General features: G+C 52.9%; 12 protein-coding genes. 7 read left to right on the forward strand and 5 right to left on the reverse strand.

What is annotated here, in order from left to right; translation table 11 throughout:
* Positions 1 to 77: 77 nt before the first annotated feature.
* Entirely contained in the window at positions 78 to 2,846 is a 2,769-nt protein-coding gene (locus J3P34_RS15295) for a 2-oxoglutarate dehydrogenase E1 component (protein WP_210489543.1), read from the reverse strand.
* A 465-nt stretch (positions 2,847 to 3,311) separates the two neighbouring features.
* On the opposite strand from J3P34_RS15295, the gene J3P34_RS15300 reads away from it, so the two are divergent.
* Positions 3,312 to 3,905 carry a DsbA family oxidoreductase gene (locus tag J3P34_RS15300; protein WP_210489544.1) on the forward strand — a complete coding sequence of 198 codons (594 nt, stop codon included), beginning with the start codon at positions 3,312 to 3,314 and terminating at the stop codon, positions 3,903 to 3,905.
* A 59-nt stretch (positions 3,906 to 3,964) separates the two neighbouring features.
* Here the strand turns inward: J3P34_RS15300 and J3P34_RS15305 are convergent, their stop codons facing one another.
* The gene (locus tag J3P34_RS15305) at positions 3,965 to 5,581 is read right to left on the reverse strand and encodes a hypothetical protein (protein ID WP_210489545.1); all 1,617 of its coding nucleotides are present in this window, start codon (positions 5,579 to 5,581) and stop codon (positions 3,965 to 3,967) included.
* Positions 5,582 to 5,774: 193 nt separating this feature from the next.
* Here J3P34_RS15305 and J3P34_RS15310 point away from each other — a divergent pair, with 193 nt between their 5' ends.
* The 3 genes from J3P34_RS15310 (at position 5,775) to J3P34_RS15320 (ending at position 7,123) form a co-directional block, all read left to right on the forward strand.
* Positions 5,775 to 6,047, forward strand: coding sequence for a hypothetical protein (locus J3P34_RS15310; protein ID WP_210462057.1), 273 nt, complete (start codon positions 5,775 to 5,777; stop codon positions 6,045 to 6,047).
* 118 nt (positions 6,048 to 6,165) lie between these two features.
* The gene (locus J3P34_RS15315; RefSeq protein ID WP_210462058.1) at positions 6,166 to 6,438 is read left to right on the forward strand and encodes a hypothetical protein; all 273 of its coding nucleotides are present in this window, start codon (positions 6,166 to 6,168) and stop codon (positions 6,436 to 6,438) included.
* A 205-nt stretch (positions 6,439 to 6,643) separates the two neighbouring features.
* The gene (locus J3P34_RS15320) at positions 6,644 to 7,123 is read left to right on the forward strand and encodes a very short patch repair endonuclease (RefSeq protein ID WP_210489547.1); all 480 of its coding nucleotides are present in this window, start codon (positions 6,644 to 6,646) and stop codon (positions 7,121 to 7,123) included.
* Between the two features lie 273 nt (positions 7,124 to 7,396).
* Here J3P34_RS15320 and J3P34_RS15325 read toward each other — a convergent pair whose 3' ends face one another.
* The gene (locus J3P34_RS15325; protein ID WP_210489548.1) at positions 7,397 to 7,948 is read right to left on the reverse strand and encodes a hypothetical protein; all 552 of its coding nucleotides are present in this window, start codon (positions 7,946 to 7,948) and stop codon (positions 7,397 to 7,399) included.
* A 271-nt stretch (positions 7,949 to 8,219) separates the two neighbouring features.
* Between J3P34_RS15325 and J3P34_RS15330 the strand changes: the two genes are divergently transcribed.
* Positions 8,220 to 11,774 (forward strand): BamA/TamA family outer membrane protein, encoded by a 3,555-nt coding sequence (locus tag J3P34_RS15330; protein WP_210489549.1) that lies wholly within the window; start codon positions 8,220 to 8,222, stop codon positions 11,772 to 11,774.
* Between the two features lie 290 nt (positions 11,775 to 12,064).
* Here the strand turns inward: J3P34_RS15330 and J3P34_RS15335 are convergent, their stop codons facing one another.
* Positions 12,065 to 12,325 (reverse strand): hypothetical protein, encoded by a 261-nt coding sequence (locus J3P34_RS15335; protein ID WP_210462062.1) that lies wholly within the window; start codon positions 12,323 to 12,325, stop codon positions 12,065 to 12,067.
* Between the two features lie 259 nt (positions 12,326 to 12,584).
* Here J3P34_RS15335 and J3P34_RS15340 point away from each other — a divergent pair, with 259 nt between their 5' ends.
* Together J3P34_RS15340 and J3P34_RS15345 are read left to right on the forward strand one after the other, a co-directional pair.
* Complete coding sequence (locus tag J3P34_RS15340) at positions 12,585 to 12,830, forward strand: hypothetical protein (protein WP_210462063.1); 246 nt, start codon at positions 12,585 to 12,587, stop codon at positions 12,828 to 12,830.
* 22 nt (positions 12,831 to 12,852) lie between these two features.
* The gene (locus J3P34_RS15345; RefSeq protein WP_246849886.1) at positions 12,853 to 13,953 is read left to right on the forward strand and encodes an MBL fold metallo-hydrolase; all 1,101 of its coding nucleotides are present in this window, start codon (positions 12,853 to 12,855) and stop codon (positions 13,951 to 13,953) included.
* Between the two features lie 148 nt (positions 13,954 to 14,101).
* On the opposite strand, the gene J3P34_RS15350 is transcribed toward J3P34_RS15345, so the two are convergent.
* On the reverse strand, positions 14,102 to 14,926 hold the full coding sequence (locus tag J3P34_RS15350) for a PRC-barrel domain-containing protein (RefSeq protein WP_210489551.1): 825 nt from the start codon (positions 14,924 to 14,926) through the stop codon (positions 14,102 to 14,104).
* Positions 14,927 to 14,952 lie beyond the last annotated feature (26 nt).

The following is a 14,952-nucleotide window of genomic DNA, read 5'->3' on the forward strand; positions in this document are numbered from 1 at the left end:
TTGGCTTAAGATGATACTTAAGACTGTTTAGGACCTGTTTCCTGTAAAACAGGCCCTAAACAGCTCTTTGTCTTATGTTAGATGCTGAATGCTTTTTCAACCACAGCGCGTTGCTCTTTCTGGTGGATTTTGTTGTAACCAGTAGCCGGCGATGAGCTTGGCTTACGGGAAACCACATCATCAATGCCTTTGCGCATCACGCTGAGGATGTACGTCCAGGCACCCATGTTGTACGGCTCTTCCTGTACCCAGAAGATCTGCGCGTTAGGGTATTTGCTCAACTCGCGGTCTAACTGTACCTGCGGGAACGGATGCAACTGCTCCAGACGGATGATGGCCACGTCTTTGCGGTTGGTTTTCTGCTGTTCTTCCAACAGGTCATAGTACACTTTACCGGTACACAGCAACACTTTGGTTACGGCCTTTGCATCGGCGTACACATCACCAATTACCTCCTGGAAAGAACCCTGGGTAAAGTCCTCGATAGGCGACATCACATTCTGGTGACGCAACATAGACTTAGGCGACATGTGGATACACGGCTTCCGGAACGGCGTGGCCAACTGGCGACGCAGCATGTGGAAGAAGTTAGCCGGCGTGGTACACTGGGTCACGTACATGTTGTATTCAGCGGCCAACTGCAGGAAACGCTCAGGACGGGCATTGGAGTGCTCCGGTCCCTGGCCTTCGTAGCCGTGCGGCAATAGCATCACCAAACCGTTCATGCGCTGCCACTTAGACTCCGTAGAGGAGATGAACTGGTCAATCATCACCTGAGATCCGTTAGCGAAGTCACCGAACTGTGCTTCCCATAGCACCAGCGCGTTAGGGTTGGCCATAGCGTAGCCGAACTCAAAGCCCAGCACGCCATACTCAGACAGCAGGGAGTTATAGATCTGCAGTTTCTGCTGACCTTCCTGGATGTGGTTCAGGTTGGTATAAGCGGCGCTGGTATTGGCATCATGCAACACGGCGTGACGGTGCGAGAAAGTACCCCGCTGCACGTCTTGCCCGCTCATGCGCACAATTTTGTTTTCTAAGAGGATGGAGCCATAAGCTAACAACTCTGCCGAAGCCCAGTTCAATGTACGGCTTCCAAAGAACATGTCCTGGCGCTCTTTGGTTAGTTTCTCAATCTGCTTCAGCGGTTTGAAGTTCTCTGGCAAAGTGGTTAGGGCTTTCCCTACTTTCTCCACGGCCTCCAGGGAGATACCCGTTTCAGGAGATTGGTTGAAATCCTCTGGTTTAGACCGGCGCAGTTCCTGCCATTCTTTCTCCAGCACCTGGTAGTTATAAGGCAATGGCTTTTGTTTAACCATGTCCAGACGGTCTTGCAGCATCTGGCGGAACTCCTTGTCCATTTCCTCTGCCACCTTAGCGTCAACCTCCCCGCGTCTGATCAACTCTTTGTTGTAGACTTCTCTTGGGTTGTCATGCTTGGAGATGAGATTATACAACTGCGGCTGGGTGAACTTAGGCTCATCTGCCTCGTTGTGGCCATGGCGGCGGTAGCACACCATATCAATAAAGATATCGTTGTGGAAACGCTGACGGTATTCCGTAGCTAAACGCACCGCAAATACCACAGCCTCTGGATCGTCACCGTTTACGTGCAGAACCGGAGCGTCAATGATTTTAGCCAAATCAGTGCTGTAGATAGAAGAACGGGCGTCCTCGAAGTCGGTAGTGAAGCCAACCTGGTTGTTGATCACGAAGTGGATGGTACCGCCGGTGCTGTAGCCTTCCAGTTTCGCCATCTGGGTTACCTCGTAACCGATGCCCTGTCCGGCCACGGCCGCATCCCCGTGGATGAGGATTGGAAGGATTTTGTTTGTGTCACGGCCGTACATAGAGTCCAGCTTGGCGCGTACAAAACCTTCTACTACTGGGTTCACCGCCTCTAAGTGCGAAGGGTTAGGTGCCAGTTTCAGGTTCACTTTTCCGCCGGATGGCGTGTTTACCTCACTGGAGAAGCCCATGTGGTATTTCACGTCGCCATCGCCCATGGTCAAATCCGGAACGGCAGTTCCCTCAAACTCAGAGAAGATTTGCTCGTAGGTTTTGCCCATGATGTTGGCCAGCACGTTCAAACGACCGCGGTGCGCCATGCCTATCACCACTTCCTCTACGCCCAGCTCAGAACCTTTGTCAATGATAGCATCCAACGCCGGAATAGTGGTTTCGCCACCTTCCAGAGAGAAACGCTTCTGACCCAAGAATTTGGTATGCAGAAAGTTCTCAAACACCACTGCCTCGTTCAACTTAGACAGGATGCGTTTCTTATAGTCAACAGAGGGGTTGAAGCCCACCGATTCTTTCTCAGCTTTCTGCTTGAACCACTCCAATACTTCCGGGTCACGGATGTACATAAACTCAAACCCGATGGTGCCTTCATACACCTTTTTCAGGGTGGCAACAATGTCGCGGAGGGTAGCAGTGCCCAAGCCCAGTTCTGCGCCACTCTGGAATTTGGTATCCAGATCGGCTTCAGAAAGCCCAAAATCAGCGAGGTCCAACAGGGCCTTACGGTCTTTGCGGGGTCTTACCGGGTTGGTGTTAGACTTAAGGTGACCGCGGGAACGATAGGCGTAAATAAAATTGCGGACTTTGATTTCCTTGTCTATCTCACCGGCAGACGCTCCGCTGGGGGCAGCAACGGCGGCAGTTGGCTTGGAAGCCACCGCAACCCCGTTCCCGTTTTCGCTAGGATAGTTTTGGGAGAAATCAAATCCTTCAAAAAACTTCTGCCAACCAAAATCCACTGAACCCGGATCTTGCTGATACTGCTTGTACAGCTCATCAATGTACGCACCGTGCGCGTTGGCTATATATGAGTATTTATCCATAAAAATTGATAGTACTTACCTAATTCAAGGCAAATTATAAAATCTTGACCAATACACATAATCATAAATCCGCATAAACAAATATACAACCATCATTATCAATTTGATATTGATTTTCTGGCGTATTTGCCCGTGCGTAAAAATCTCATGTATGGGATACGTGAAAATTTTTGATTTTGGCGAAATTATGGATAAATAGATAAGAGACAAACCTTTAGTAAAACCAGGCCTTTTATTCCTCCATTTTCTCCCACTCTTTCCAATATTCAATTTTCAGGATACCCTTCTCTTTCTTTTTCCTTGGCAATAAGAGCCCCTCTACTGCCTTAGAATTTCTTCTCTAAACACCCTTTGGCAGAACTTTAGTGTGCAGTTTGGCGACAGACTTTCAAGATGATTATTTTCTGTCTCCATGCCATCTTCCGCAATACTGCCGTAGAAAAGGTGAAAGCAACAACTAGTCTTATGGCAAAAATAACCGTCTATTCAGATTATGTCTGCCCTTTCTGTTTCCTGGCCGAGGAGGAAGTAGTGAAAGCGCAGCGGATGCTGGGCAAGGAAATAGAGGTGGAATGGATGCCGTTTGAGCTCAGGCCCGAACCTACCCCTACCCTGCGGCCCGAGGAGAATTACCTACAAACCACCTGGAAGCATTCTGTCTACCCTATGGCCGAAGAACTGGGTGTAAAAATCCAATTGCCTGGTGTTTCGCCGCAGCCTTACACGCACTTGGCTTTTGAGGGCTTCCAGTTCGCGAAAGAACAGGGCAAAGGCAACGCTTATACGCACCGCATGTTCACTGCCTTTTTCCAGGAGAGCCAAGACATTGGAGACATTGAGGTACTCACTAAACTTGCGGCAGAAATAGGCCTGAACCCAGATGCTTTCAGAGAGGCAGTGGTCTCCCGCAGATACAAAGAGGCCCACCAGGCTGCCCTTACCCACGCGTACGAAGAGCAGAAAGTCACGGCGGTGCCCACCATGATCATTGGGGAACATGCCATAAGGGGGATGCTGCGGGCTCATGATTTAGTAAAAGTGCTGCAAAGCATGGAGTAAAACCCGCAGAAGCGTTTAAAGGCTGGTTTTGCAGAAACTGGCATAAAGCGTAACAACCCTTAAGGGCGTATCCGCACCCGCACAAAGGCAGGCACCTCACCGGCGGTGCCGGAGAGCTTAGCTTCCGTAATAGGCCCCGCCTGCAACTGCACGCCACCTGAATCATCAAAGACTACCGTTTTCTTGCGCCAGCCTTCCACGCTGGACTTATCGTTTACCTGGTCTGCTCCCGGGCCGCCGTAAATATTGACATAGCTGCCTTTTGCAGAAGAGCCGTTGACATCAAAAATATCGTCTCCGTTCAGGCCATACAGACTGATTTTTTCGGTTTCTCCCACAAAGAAGGTGCGGCTGTAAATTTTCTCTCCGTTAATATTCCCTTTGCCTAGTTTATACACCTCTACCACCGTTCTTCCCTGCGAGAGACGCTGCACCACAAACCGCTCGGGCTCATCGGCTCCTACCACAGCTACCTCTTTGGATAGGATCTTATAGTACTCCTCGGCGGTCTGCACCAGAAGCTGCCGGCGGCTCCTCAGTTTTCTATAGGTGTCTTCTCCTACCAGTTTATATACGGGCGGCGGCATACGCTTCACCGCTGCGCGCAAGACAGAATCAGACAGGTTTGCCTGCATCTCCCGGGCCAGCCGCCTGAAATCAACCAAAGAGACCTCAGAAAGGGCGCGGGCATCCAGGAAGGCCGCATTGATGGTGAGCCCATATACATCCTTAAACTTGGGGTGGAAAGATTCAAACTTGCGCATGGCAAACTTTCTGGTGGCCAGCCAGGGAATGAGCCCGTCGTCATAGAGGCAGAGGGCCTGGTCACGGTCTTTGGGAATGGGCTTGTACCAAACCTCTTGCTTATGGGCATAAACGGCCCAATCCCACTGGCCTTCGTGGCGGTCCCAATCACTGAGCAGCAAATCAAGGAGGCGGGCCCGGGCAAACGCCCACTGGTCTATGCGGTGGCGGCTGGATCTATATCGGCGCCTGAGCATCTCTTCTGTATCCACCAGATCAGTGGCCGCCCCAAACTTCTTTGCCAGCGAGGCCCGGGACGTGAACTTCTCCTCCATCATGAAAAGCTTATTCCCGAACAGGTTGGAGTACTGCTTGAAGTCCTGGTCTGCGGGAAGCACATACACCAGCTGCGGGGTAGGATGGAAAATGCCGGCGGCCTCGGCTAAGGGTGCCACCACCAGCGCGGCATAAGGGTTAGTAGCCGACACCTGGTCGCGGACAAAGGAGCCCACGAAGGTTTTGCGCCAAAAGGGAGAAAGCACGTTGACCGGGTCTTTGTCCAAGGACCGCAGCGCAAACCGCCGGCCCGAGGAATCTGTAAGGGTAAGGCTGGTGGTTTGCATGCCACCCCCAATTTTCTCAATGGAGAGCCCACCCAGCACCTCGTTCATGCGAAAGACTTTGGCTTTGACCGGCTCGGCCCAGACCCGCCGGTAGTGACGGCCCAGGAAAAACTCGCCCACCCTGTTGAGCTGATAGTGGTCGCCGGCACTGACCATCACGCTATCCTGCGGAAATCTTTTAAGCCCAGAATCACCAAAGAAGCCCACTGAGCCATTCCTATTTTCAGGAGGCTGGTTGGCAAAGAACAAGCGCACTAATCCGTAAAGGAATAGCGCCCCTAACAGTGCCAGAAAAATCCTCCTCTTCATTTATAAGTTTAGATTTTGAGTTCAGCTTTACCTCAATTGGGCGGGAAAGGTTCAGAAAGAAGGGGCAAAGTCTGTCTCCTTCTTTTTACGGGAAACCGCCGGAAAACATATATCTTTAAGCTTTAGAGCAGAAGTTAACCTTGCGTTGCCCTCTGCGTTAGATTATTCTATCCACAACCTTAATACTACCCTTATGGCAAACAGTGCTACGTACAAAGGCATTACCCCAGAACTGTACAACAACCTTAGAGGCAAATTGAGCGCCGCCGGCATTGAGCTGGCAGGCAACAACGGACGTGTTTCCAAACAAGGCGTGACCGCCGACTATGCCTATGAAGAAGCTTCCCAAACGCTGCAGATCAACAACGTACAGGTAAGCTTTCCGGCCAGCATGATGTTTAGCCCAGACAAGATTATCCAGAAAATAGACGAGGCCGTGCGTGGCGCAGGTGGCCAGGTAGCGTAACTTGCAAAAAAGATTGACCTAAGCGTATTTATTTGCGTATAAAAATCCCGGCCCTGCCTTACGGCGCAGGTCGGGATTTTTCATTTACAAACAGATCACTATCACAGAGAAAAAAACTATGGAACAAACACAGAATACATCTACCCAATTGGTACAACCAAAAGATTTCGCTAGAACCGTAGAATCTATTGTGAGCGTGTACCAAGGCAACCACGACGTGCTTCCAGACCTGCTTTCTGATGCCGGCAGAATGTTGTTGAAAGTAAGACAGAAAATGACCCCGGTGCAGCTGGTGCTGTCTGTGGCCGCAGTGGCCATTGGCGCCATTGTGCTGGTTTCTTACGGTAACAGCAACCAGTTCTCTGATGCCGAAGAAGTAGTGACTCCTTAAGGCAATTCTTACCTTTAAAGACAAGAGCCCCGCTTATTCTATTAAGCGGGGCTCTTGTCTTTAAAGGCTGTTTTAGAAGAAATAGCCCCTAAACAGCTTCTTTCATTTCTGGCTTTGGGGCTATTCCATTATGGGTAGCTAAAAGAAGGCATCTTGGCGGCACTCTCTGGGCAGCGTTTGCGTTTTCTGTACACACGCCACCCGCATGCCCAAGAAAAAGAAGAAATACGCAGCCGCAGAAACTGCACCCCTTACCGCTCAGGAACGTATTAGCCGGTACATGCGCGGGAACCGGGCCAAGCACACGCAGCCCGAGTTGCTGCTGCGCCGGACACTCTGGCACGGCGGTTTGCGGGGTTATAGGCTGCACTGGAAAAAGCTACCGGGCAAGCCCGATGTCTGCTACCCCGGCCGCCGGCTCGCAATCTTCATTCACGGGTGTTTCTGGCATCGCTGCCCGCATTGTTTGCCGGCCATGCCTAAAACCAACCTTCCTTTTTGGACCGAGAAATTTGCCCGCAACCAGGAAAGAGACCAACGCCACCGGGAGAAACTGAAAGCCGCCGGTTGGCAGGTGCTGGTGATCTGGGCGTGTCAGCTACAGGACGATCTGGATGGTTGCCTTTTCACCATCAGAGCATTGCACGCAGGTGCCCCCGAGAGTTACTGGCTGGAGGCGGCGTAGTCCAGCTTCACCAAAGCTCTTTTGGTCTAGCCACCATCTTAAGTTTTAGTTATCTGTTCTGGGTCTGGTTTCTGAAAATCAGTTGTAAAACGGTGCTGGCCATGGATTCTTCATAAGGGAATTCCCTCCTTAACCAAAAGATAACTCCCCAATAAAAACACAAGCATACAAGTCTTTTGCAGGCCTAATCACCCCTTGTCCACGAACCCGATTTTCTCTGCAGCCTTCGTCTTTACCTTTGGAGATCAGAACTCATTTAATCTACACTGCTGGTTACTTCCATTGCAGCGGGAGGCCCAATTTTCTGGCGGCGTAACCAGCGGCCGAGGCGTGCAGCCTGGGCAACATTTCGTTCACGGCATCGGAAAATTCTACGTGCAGGTCTTCATGCAGCTTGCTTAGCTTTTGCAGCATCTCCTCGGCGCGTTTGGCCAGGAAAAGGCCCAGTGCTTCGGTTCCTCCGGTTAGGGTCTGCAGCATCTCTTTCTGATGCACTAACACCTCCTGCAGCAGCAACAAAAGCAGGCTGATTTCTCCGTACACATCATTAGTTATTTTGGCGTGGTAACTCAGGGGCGGGCACAAGGCCCGGAGGCAGATCAGCAACTCAGTAGCATTGTAATAGAAGCCTTGGGTAACGGTTTGCACCTGGGCCGCCAGGGCCTCACGCCTCAGCTCTAACCCTTCGGGGCCCTCCAGCAGCTCAAACCGAAGCTGGTCCTGCAGCACGGGTTGGGAATTCAGCAGTTGAAGCAGCAATTTGTCTTTGCGGGTGGCAGGCAGGGCCAGAATAGCCTGACGCAGGTCTTTCTCTAGTGTGGGCATAAAATCGTTCTCTCCCGGGATAACAAGCAAAACGGGCTACTTATTCCATCTGGGGCAACTTTCTGAAAATCCTTCTAGCCCCGGCTCTCCTCCGGAGCTAAAAATCTTAAAAAAGCTATCTTCTTAACCTAAAAGGGCCCAAACTGCGTAAACAGCGGCAAACGTGTCTGGTTGTCCCCAACTTATACCTAAGAGTTTCTTCCTGTTTTAGCCTCGGTTTTTAGAAAAGAAGCCTGAAACAAAGAAGCGGCCAGCATCTAATATCATGACCATGAGAGAACTTTTACCCTTGAGGGTAATCCTGCTTCAGATTTGCGCCTGGCTAATAGGCCCCGCTGTGGCCTTGGCCCAATTGCCGGCCCTGCCATCTGACTCCCCATCGTACACCGTACTGTTGGCCGGCCGCTCGGCGCCTGGCCAAAGCTCCACCGCGCCGCTGCCGCTGCTGCAAAACCAACTCAAGAGCGCGGGCAAAAACAGCACCGTTGTATTCATCGGCAACCCATTCCAGCCCGCCAGATTACCTAGCGTTTCTGCCGCCAACCGCAAAGAACTGGAGGCTCAACTCCAGACCCAGCTCAATTACCTGCAGGGCTATGAAGGCAAGATCATTCTCATGCCGGGCGAGCACGATGCCAAAGGCCGTTTGGTGCCCGAGATCAGAAACCAGGAACGCTTCATCTCCCAGTACCTGAAAAACGAGCAGCTCATTCAGCCGGAGAACTACTGCCCCGGCCCCGCCGACATTGCCCTCACCGATGATGTGCACCTGCTCCTGCTGGACACCCAGTGGCTGCTGCCCAACCGCCGCATGGACGACGACAAAGAACAGCGCGGTTGCCCCACCACCGGCGGCACCGCCACGCTGGCTGCCCTGGATGACGTGCTCCGCAGCAACGAGGACAAGAACCTGCTGGTAGCCATGAGCATTTCGCCGGAGATAAAGGGTTTGGAATACCGCCTCATGCACCGTCAGTTGGCCCAGATGTATAGCCAGCACAAAGGGCTGGTCCACGCCGAGGGAAACTCCGCGGCCCTGACCCATGCCTTCCATGACAGCATCCATTACCTGGGTGCCGGAGCCGGTATGAAAAAACTGCCTCAGCCTCACGACACACAACCAACTTTCAAACAGGCATCGGCAGGGCTGGTGAAGCTGATGTACTTCCCCAACGGCGAAACCTGGCTGGAGATCTGGACCGCACCAGACGCGCAAAGCGCCCAGGGACAGGTGGCCCACCGCATGCTGCTCTCCCGCAAACCCACCCAGAAACAACTGGAGGAGCAAACAAAGAAAATGAACCTCAGCTTTGCTGGGAAAACGGCCACGCTGCCCGCCAGCCAGGTGTATAAAGCCAGTGCTTTCAGGGAGTGGCTACTGGGCCAGAACTACCGCCCTGAGTGGGAAGCGCCCGTTACCTTGCCGGTTTTTGATATTGGCACCCAAAACGGCGGCCTTAAAGTGGTACAGCGCGGCGGCGGTTTCCAGACCGTGTCTTTGCGGCTGGAAGACAGCACCGGTCGCCAGTACGTGCTGCGTTCTGTAGAAAAGTACCCTGATGCGGCCCTGCCCCGCATTCTGCGCCAGACCCTAGCCGCCGATGTGGTGAAAGATCAGATCTCGGCCTCGCACCCGTACGGCTCCCTGGTGGCACCCAAGCTCGCCGATGCCGTGGGGGTGTACCATACCAACCCGCAGTATTTCGTGATTCCGGATGACCCCAGGTTTGGCAGGTACCTCAAAGGGTTTGCCAATACCATTGGCCTGTTTGAAGAGCGCCCTGATGAGGATATGTCTGATATGCCCAGCTTCGGGAACGCCAAAAACGTGGTAGGCACTGACAAAGTCCTGGAGAACACCCTGGAAGACCAGAACGACGAAGTAGACCAGATGAGCCTGCTGCGCGCGCGCCTCCTGGATTTCTTCATGGCCGACTGGGACCGCCACGATGATCAGTGGCGCTGGGCCGAGTTTGAGAAAGAAGGCAAAGGCAAAATCTATAAACCCATCCCGCGCGACCGCGACCAGGCTTTCTTCGTGAACCAGGGCGTGATCCCCAACATCGCCAGTCGGCGCTGGATTCTGCCCAAGGTACAGGGGTTTGACGAGAGCCTGCGCGACATCAAAGGCTTCAACTTCAACAACCGCTACTTTGACCGCTACTTCCTCACCGGCCTGGAGCGCTCTGACTGGGTAGCCATGGCCGATTCTGTCCGCGCCAGCCTCACCGACGAAGCCATTGAAGAAGCCGTGCGCCAATTGCCGCCTGAGATCCAGAAAATCTCCGGAGCCCGTCTGGCCAACACCTTAAAAGCACGCCGCGCCTACATAAAACGCGATGCCGAGGACTACTATGAGTTCCTGGCCCAAAAAGTAGACGTAGTAGGCACCGACCTGGACGAGCGTTTTGAGGTGCAGCGAGAGGCCGGCGGCGCCACCCTGGTGACCATCTACAAAAAAGGCGGCAACTCCGCCAAAGACCAGCTCTACCGACGCCTCTTCCAACCAGGTGAAACCCGCGAGATCAGACTGTACGGTTTAGGCGGGGCAGATGAATTTAACGTGCAGGGCAAAGCCGAAGACGGCATCAGGGTAAGAATCATTGGGGGCGATGGCCAGGACAAGATCACCGACAGTTCCAGCGTGGCAGGCTTGCGCCGCCTCACCTACGTCTATGACCAGCCCAACGGGGCGCAACTGCAGTTAGGTCCTGAGGCCCGCAACCTCACCCACCTGCGCAAAACACCCGTGTATGACCGCAGAAGCTTCAACTACAATTATCTGGGGCCGCTGTTGTCCCTTGAATCTAACCGCGATGATGGTCTGTTGCTGGGCGCCGGCGTGTTGCTCAAAACCCAGGGTTTCCAGAAGCAGCCCTATGGCATGATGCAGCGCCTGGTAGGCACCTACGCCTTCAACACGCAATCCTTCCTGGTGGACTACGCCGCGCATTTCCCAAGGCTGCGGTTAGGCATGGACGTGAAGCTGAACGTGAACTTCAAGAGCCCCGGCTTCGCCGAGAACTTCTTCGGGTTGGGCAATGAAACCGTCTTCAACCCAGACATTGACATAGATTACTACCGGTTCCAGTCATCGCAGCTTTATGCCAACGCCTTATTGGGTGGCAAGCTCAGCGAGTACGAGAGTCTCTTTGCGGGACCGGTGTACCAGAATGTGAACGTGGACCGCACCACCGACCGTTTCCTGCCAGATCAGTTAAAAGGGTCTGACCAGTTTGTAGGGTATTATGAGCCAAAAGCCTACGCCGGTGCCCGGGTAGAGTACACCCTGGATTCCCGGGATCATCCGGCCTTGCCGGCCAAAGGGGTATTCTGGCAGGTAGCCGGTGACGTGTTGAAAGGCGTAAACCAGAGCGCCTCAGATGTGGCGCGGGTGCATTCTCAATTTGCCCTCTATCAGACAATACGCATTCCTCTGAAACTCACGCTGGCTACCCGTTTCGGTGGCGGCCATACCTTCGGAGATGGCTTTGAGTTCTTCCAAGCGCAGTATCTGGATGGGCCCACCATGCTGCGGGGCTACCGACGCAACCGCTTCAGCGGGCAGAGCAGCTTCTACAACAACACCGAGGCTCGCCTGCGCCTGTTCAGTTTCACTACCTATCTGTTTCCGGCCTCACTGGGTATCTTAGGGTTCCATGACATTGGGCGCGTATGGATGAAGAACGAAAACTCAGACAAATGGCACCGAAGCTACGGCGGCGGACTGTGGATTTCGCCCCTGAACCAGATTGTCATCTCCGCCGGGTTTGCCTCCACGCCAGAACAGAGCCAATTCCTGCTGAGAGCTGGTTTCCAGTTTTAGGGTGAACTTAGAAGGTTCTATTCTTGACGCATATCGTCCCCCTTTGAGGGGGTAGGGGGATGACTACTCGTGCTGATCAAGGCATTCCCGAATTGTAGGGGCAATCACTTGTGGTTGCCCTTTCTCTTAGCAGAATTCACCGGTTCTTGATGCGACCTTGTCATCCCCCTATCCCCTTTAAAGGGGGACGGAATGCTTGCAAACCACTAACCTTTAAAACAGAAAAGGCTGACCTGCGGGTCAGCCTTTTCTGTTTTGGGGCTCTTTTCTTGAAAAGAGCTGTTAAACGCCTAGTTCAGGAAAATGGAGAACAGCTCAAAACGGTTTGAGGAGAAACTCCAGTGTGAGGGCGATGGGTGAATCTCTTCGCCGGCATCGTCAATAATGGTCACCGCCATTCCTTCTTCCTGGTTCAAAGGCTCTGTAAAATGCTTTACTACATAAACATGCCCTTCCTGAACCCATTCTTCAGGCTCAAAGCTAGGAAGGGTGGCATCAATGCACTTGGCGTAAACCGCCATATAGCTAGGTGGATAGATCAGATTTACCATGTCTTATTAACTATAAACAGGTGAGAAAAATTCCTACGGCACATGACTCTCTTCTTTGCTGTTCTCTTAAACTCCTCCGTCCAGATCACATGTACCTCGGGATATTGGTATGACTAGTTTACGCACGGATTCTGACTTTTCCAACTCCGCGGGTTAGAATTTCTCGGCCAGAAGACACCCTCTTTTTCATCTGCTCGTACAAACACATGCCGGCTCTGCCGGTTTTTACTTGTTTTTGAAACATAAATCATACTGCACCATGGAAAACGACAATAAGTTTAACGAAAAGGAAAAGCTGCCTAACGGAAAAGAATCGCAAGATGAGCTGAAAAACACCTCAGAGGAACCAGGTGCCGAGGCCAAAGGCAACGCCAGTTTCAAACAGGGTGGCCAGCAGCCGGGCAACAGCCAAGGCGGCCAGGGCGGCAAATCCACAGACGAAGACGAGAACTCCCGCCATGATACCGGTGATGAACTCAGCGTTTTTGGCCGTTTAGATAGTTAATCAACCTGATCTGGACAGATATATGCAAGACCAGTTAACCAACGTTCTTCGGCAGAAGCAGCACTCCACTTTTCACGTGGCACCAGGTGTCATGGGCATGGAGATTGTGTTTGTGAACCTGTACTACATTGAGAACCCAGACAAGTCCTGGGTGTTGATAGATGCCGGTCTATACGGCTCTGCCGATAGAATCAGAAAGGCCGCTGAGGACAAGTTTGGCAAAGGCAACCCGCCCAAAGCCATTCTGCTCACGCACGGCCACTTTGACCACGTAGGCGCCCTGCAAACCCTGGCCGACATCTGGCAGGTGCCCGTGTACGCGCATCCGCTGGAGCTGCCTTACCTTACCGGTTTGTCCAGCTACCCTCCGCCAGACTCAAGCGTGGGCGGCGGCGGCATGGCTTACCTGTCTTTCATGTATCCTAAAAAGCCCATCACTTTCAGGGGCCGGCTGGAACTGCTTCCCTCAGACGGATCAGTACCGTTTCTGCCCGAGTGGAAGTGGCTGGAGACGCCGGGCCACTCGCCGGGGCACGTTTCCTTCTTCAGAGAGCATGACCGGTTACTTATTGCCGGCGATGCCTTTGTGACCAGGAAACCAGAATCTGCATTGGCGGTGCTTACCCAGAAACAGGAAGTCTGCGGACCTCCGGCGTATTTCACGCCAGACTGGGTTTCGGCCCGCGCCTCGGTAAGGAAACTCCATGACCTGCGGCCGGAGATTGCGGCCACCGGCCACGGCCTGCCTATGCAAGGCCAAGAACTGAAGCAAGGCCTGGATGAGCTATCGCGGTTGTTTGACCAATTGGCCATTCCGTCTAAAGGACGCTATGTACCTGAGCCTGCCATCACAGACCGCAACGGCGTGGTTCAGCTCCCGCCAAACGTGAGCAATACCGTGCCCAAGGTTCTGGCTACTGCCGGATTGGTAGCCCTGGCAGGTCTGGCCACTTACGCCCTCACCAAACGGCGTAAAAGTAACCGAACCTATGCCCGTGTGAAAAGAACCTGGCCAGGCTATGCCAGCAACCCTTATAACCGATCATCGTCTGAACCGCACGTGCAGGAACATGCTTCCTTCACCCATGACCAGGATGACAACATCACCAACAATTACCCGTAAAGAGAGCCAAAGGGTTTAAATGCATAAGAGGGCACGCTACTTAAAGCGTGCCCTCTTTTTTGTGCCTCTTTGGCTAATGCCTACATGAAGAAAACCCGTTTTGGAGCCGACTTAGAAAAACCAGCTCCAAAACGGGATTACAATCCTACTACAAGCCGATGGCTTTCCGTTTCAAGGCAGTGAATTCCTCTTGGGTGATGGTTCCCTGCTCTAGCATTGCCCGCAGCCTTTCAATGGTGGCAATGTCTTCCTGAACAGGTCTGCTTTCCATTCCAGCGCTTGAGCCCATTGAGCCCATACTGGAGGTAGAATGCATGCCGGTTCCTGACCCCATGCTAGAAGTGGAATGCATACCAGACCCTGAACCCAAGCCAGAGTCTGCGTGCATGCCTGGGTTGGTGTTAAAGTTGGGGTTTGTGTTGAAGTTAGACGTGGAAGTATGGAGGTGGCTTTGGTCCTGCGGCATGGTTTGGGACCGCTGGTGCCGGTTTCCATAGAACCTATCCTCATTGAACTGGTCTCGGCCGTAGAAGTCTGCATTAGGAGATGCCTGGGCCGTAGTCTGCTGCGCGTAGGTGTCGTTAGGGCTCGTTACCGCGTGCATCACCCGGTACTCGTATTCAGAGTCCACGGCTCCGCCCCGGTAAAAAGGAAAACGGGCCAGTGAGTTCCTATCCAGGCTAATGAACACCTGATCACCGTCATCGTCTAACTGCGCCGCCCCAATAGGGATAAGGATATGCCGCGGGTCTGTGTCCACGAGCACGTGCTCCTTGTCCACGTCTATGTCAAGGTACCGCACTTTCATGAGCTCGCGGTCTACAATGAGGTCATCTACCTTGCCTATGCGTTTGCCGTCTGAGCCAATCACTTCCCAGCCGCGCACGTCCAGGTTATGGTTGGCCACTTTGAAATCTCTCAAATCGTGTAAGGGGGCCAGCCGTGCCAGTCCCTCGGTTGCATGGTTTGCCATTGGTTTCTTGTTTTAGGGTTATTTGA

Source organism: Rufibacter aurantiacus (assembly GCF_017916345.1).
Classification (GTDB): Bacteria; Bacteroidota; Bacteroidia; order Cytophagales; family Hymenobacteraceae; genus Nibribacter; species Nibribacter roseolus.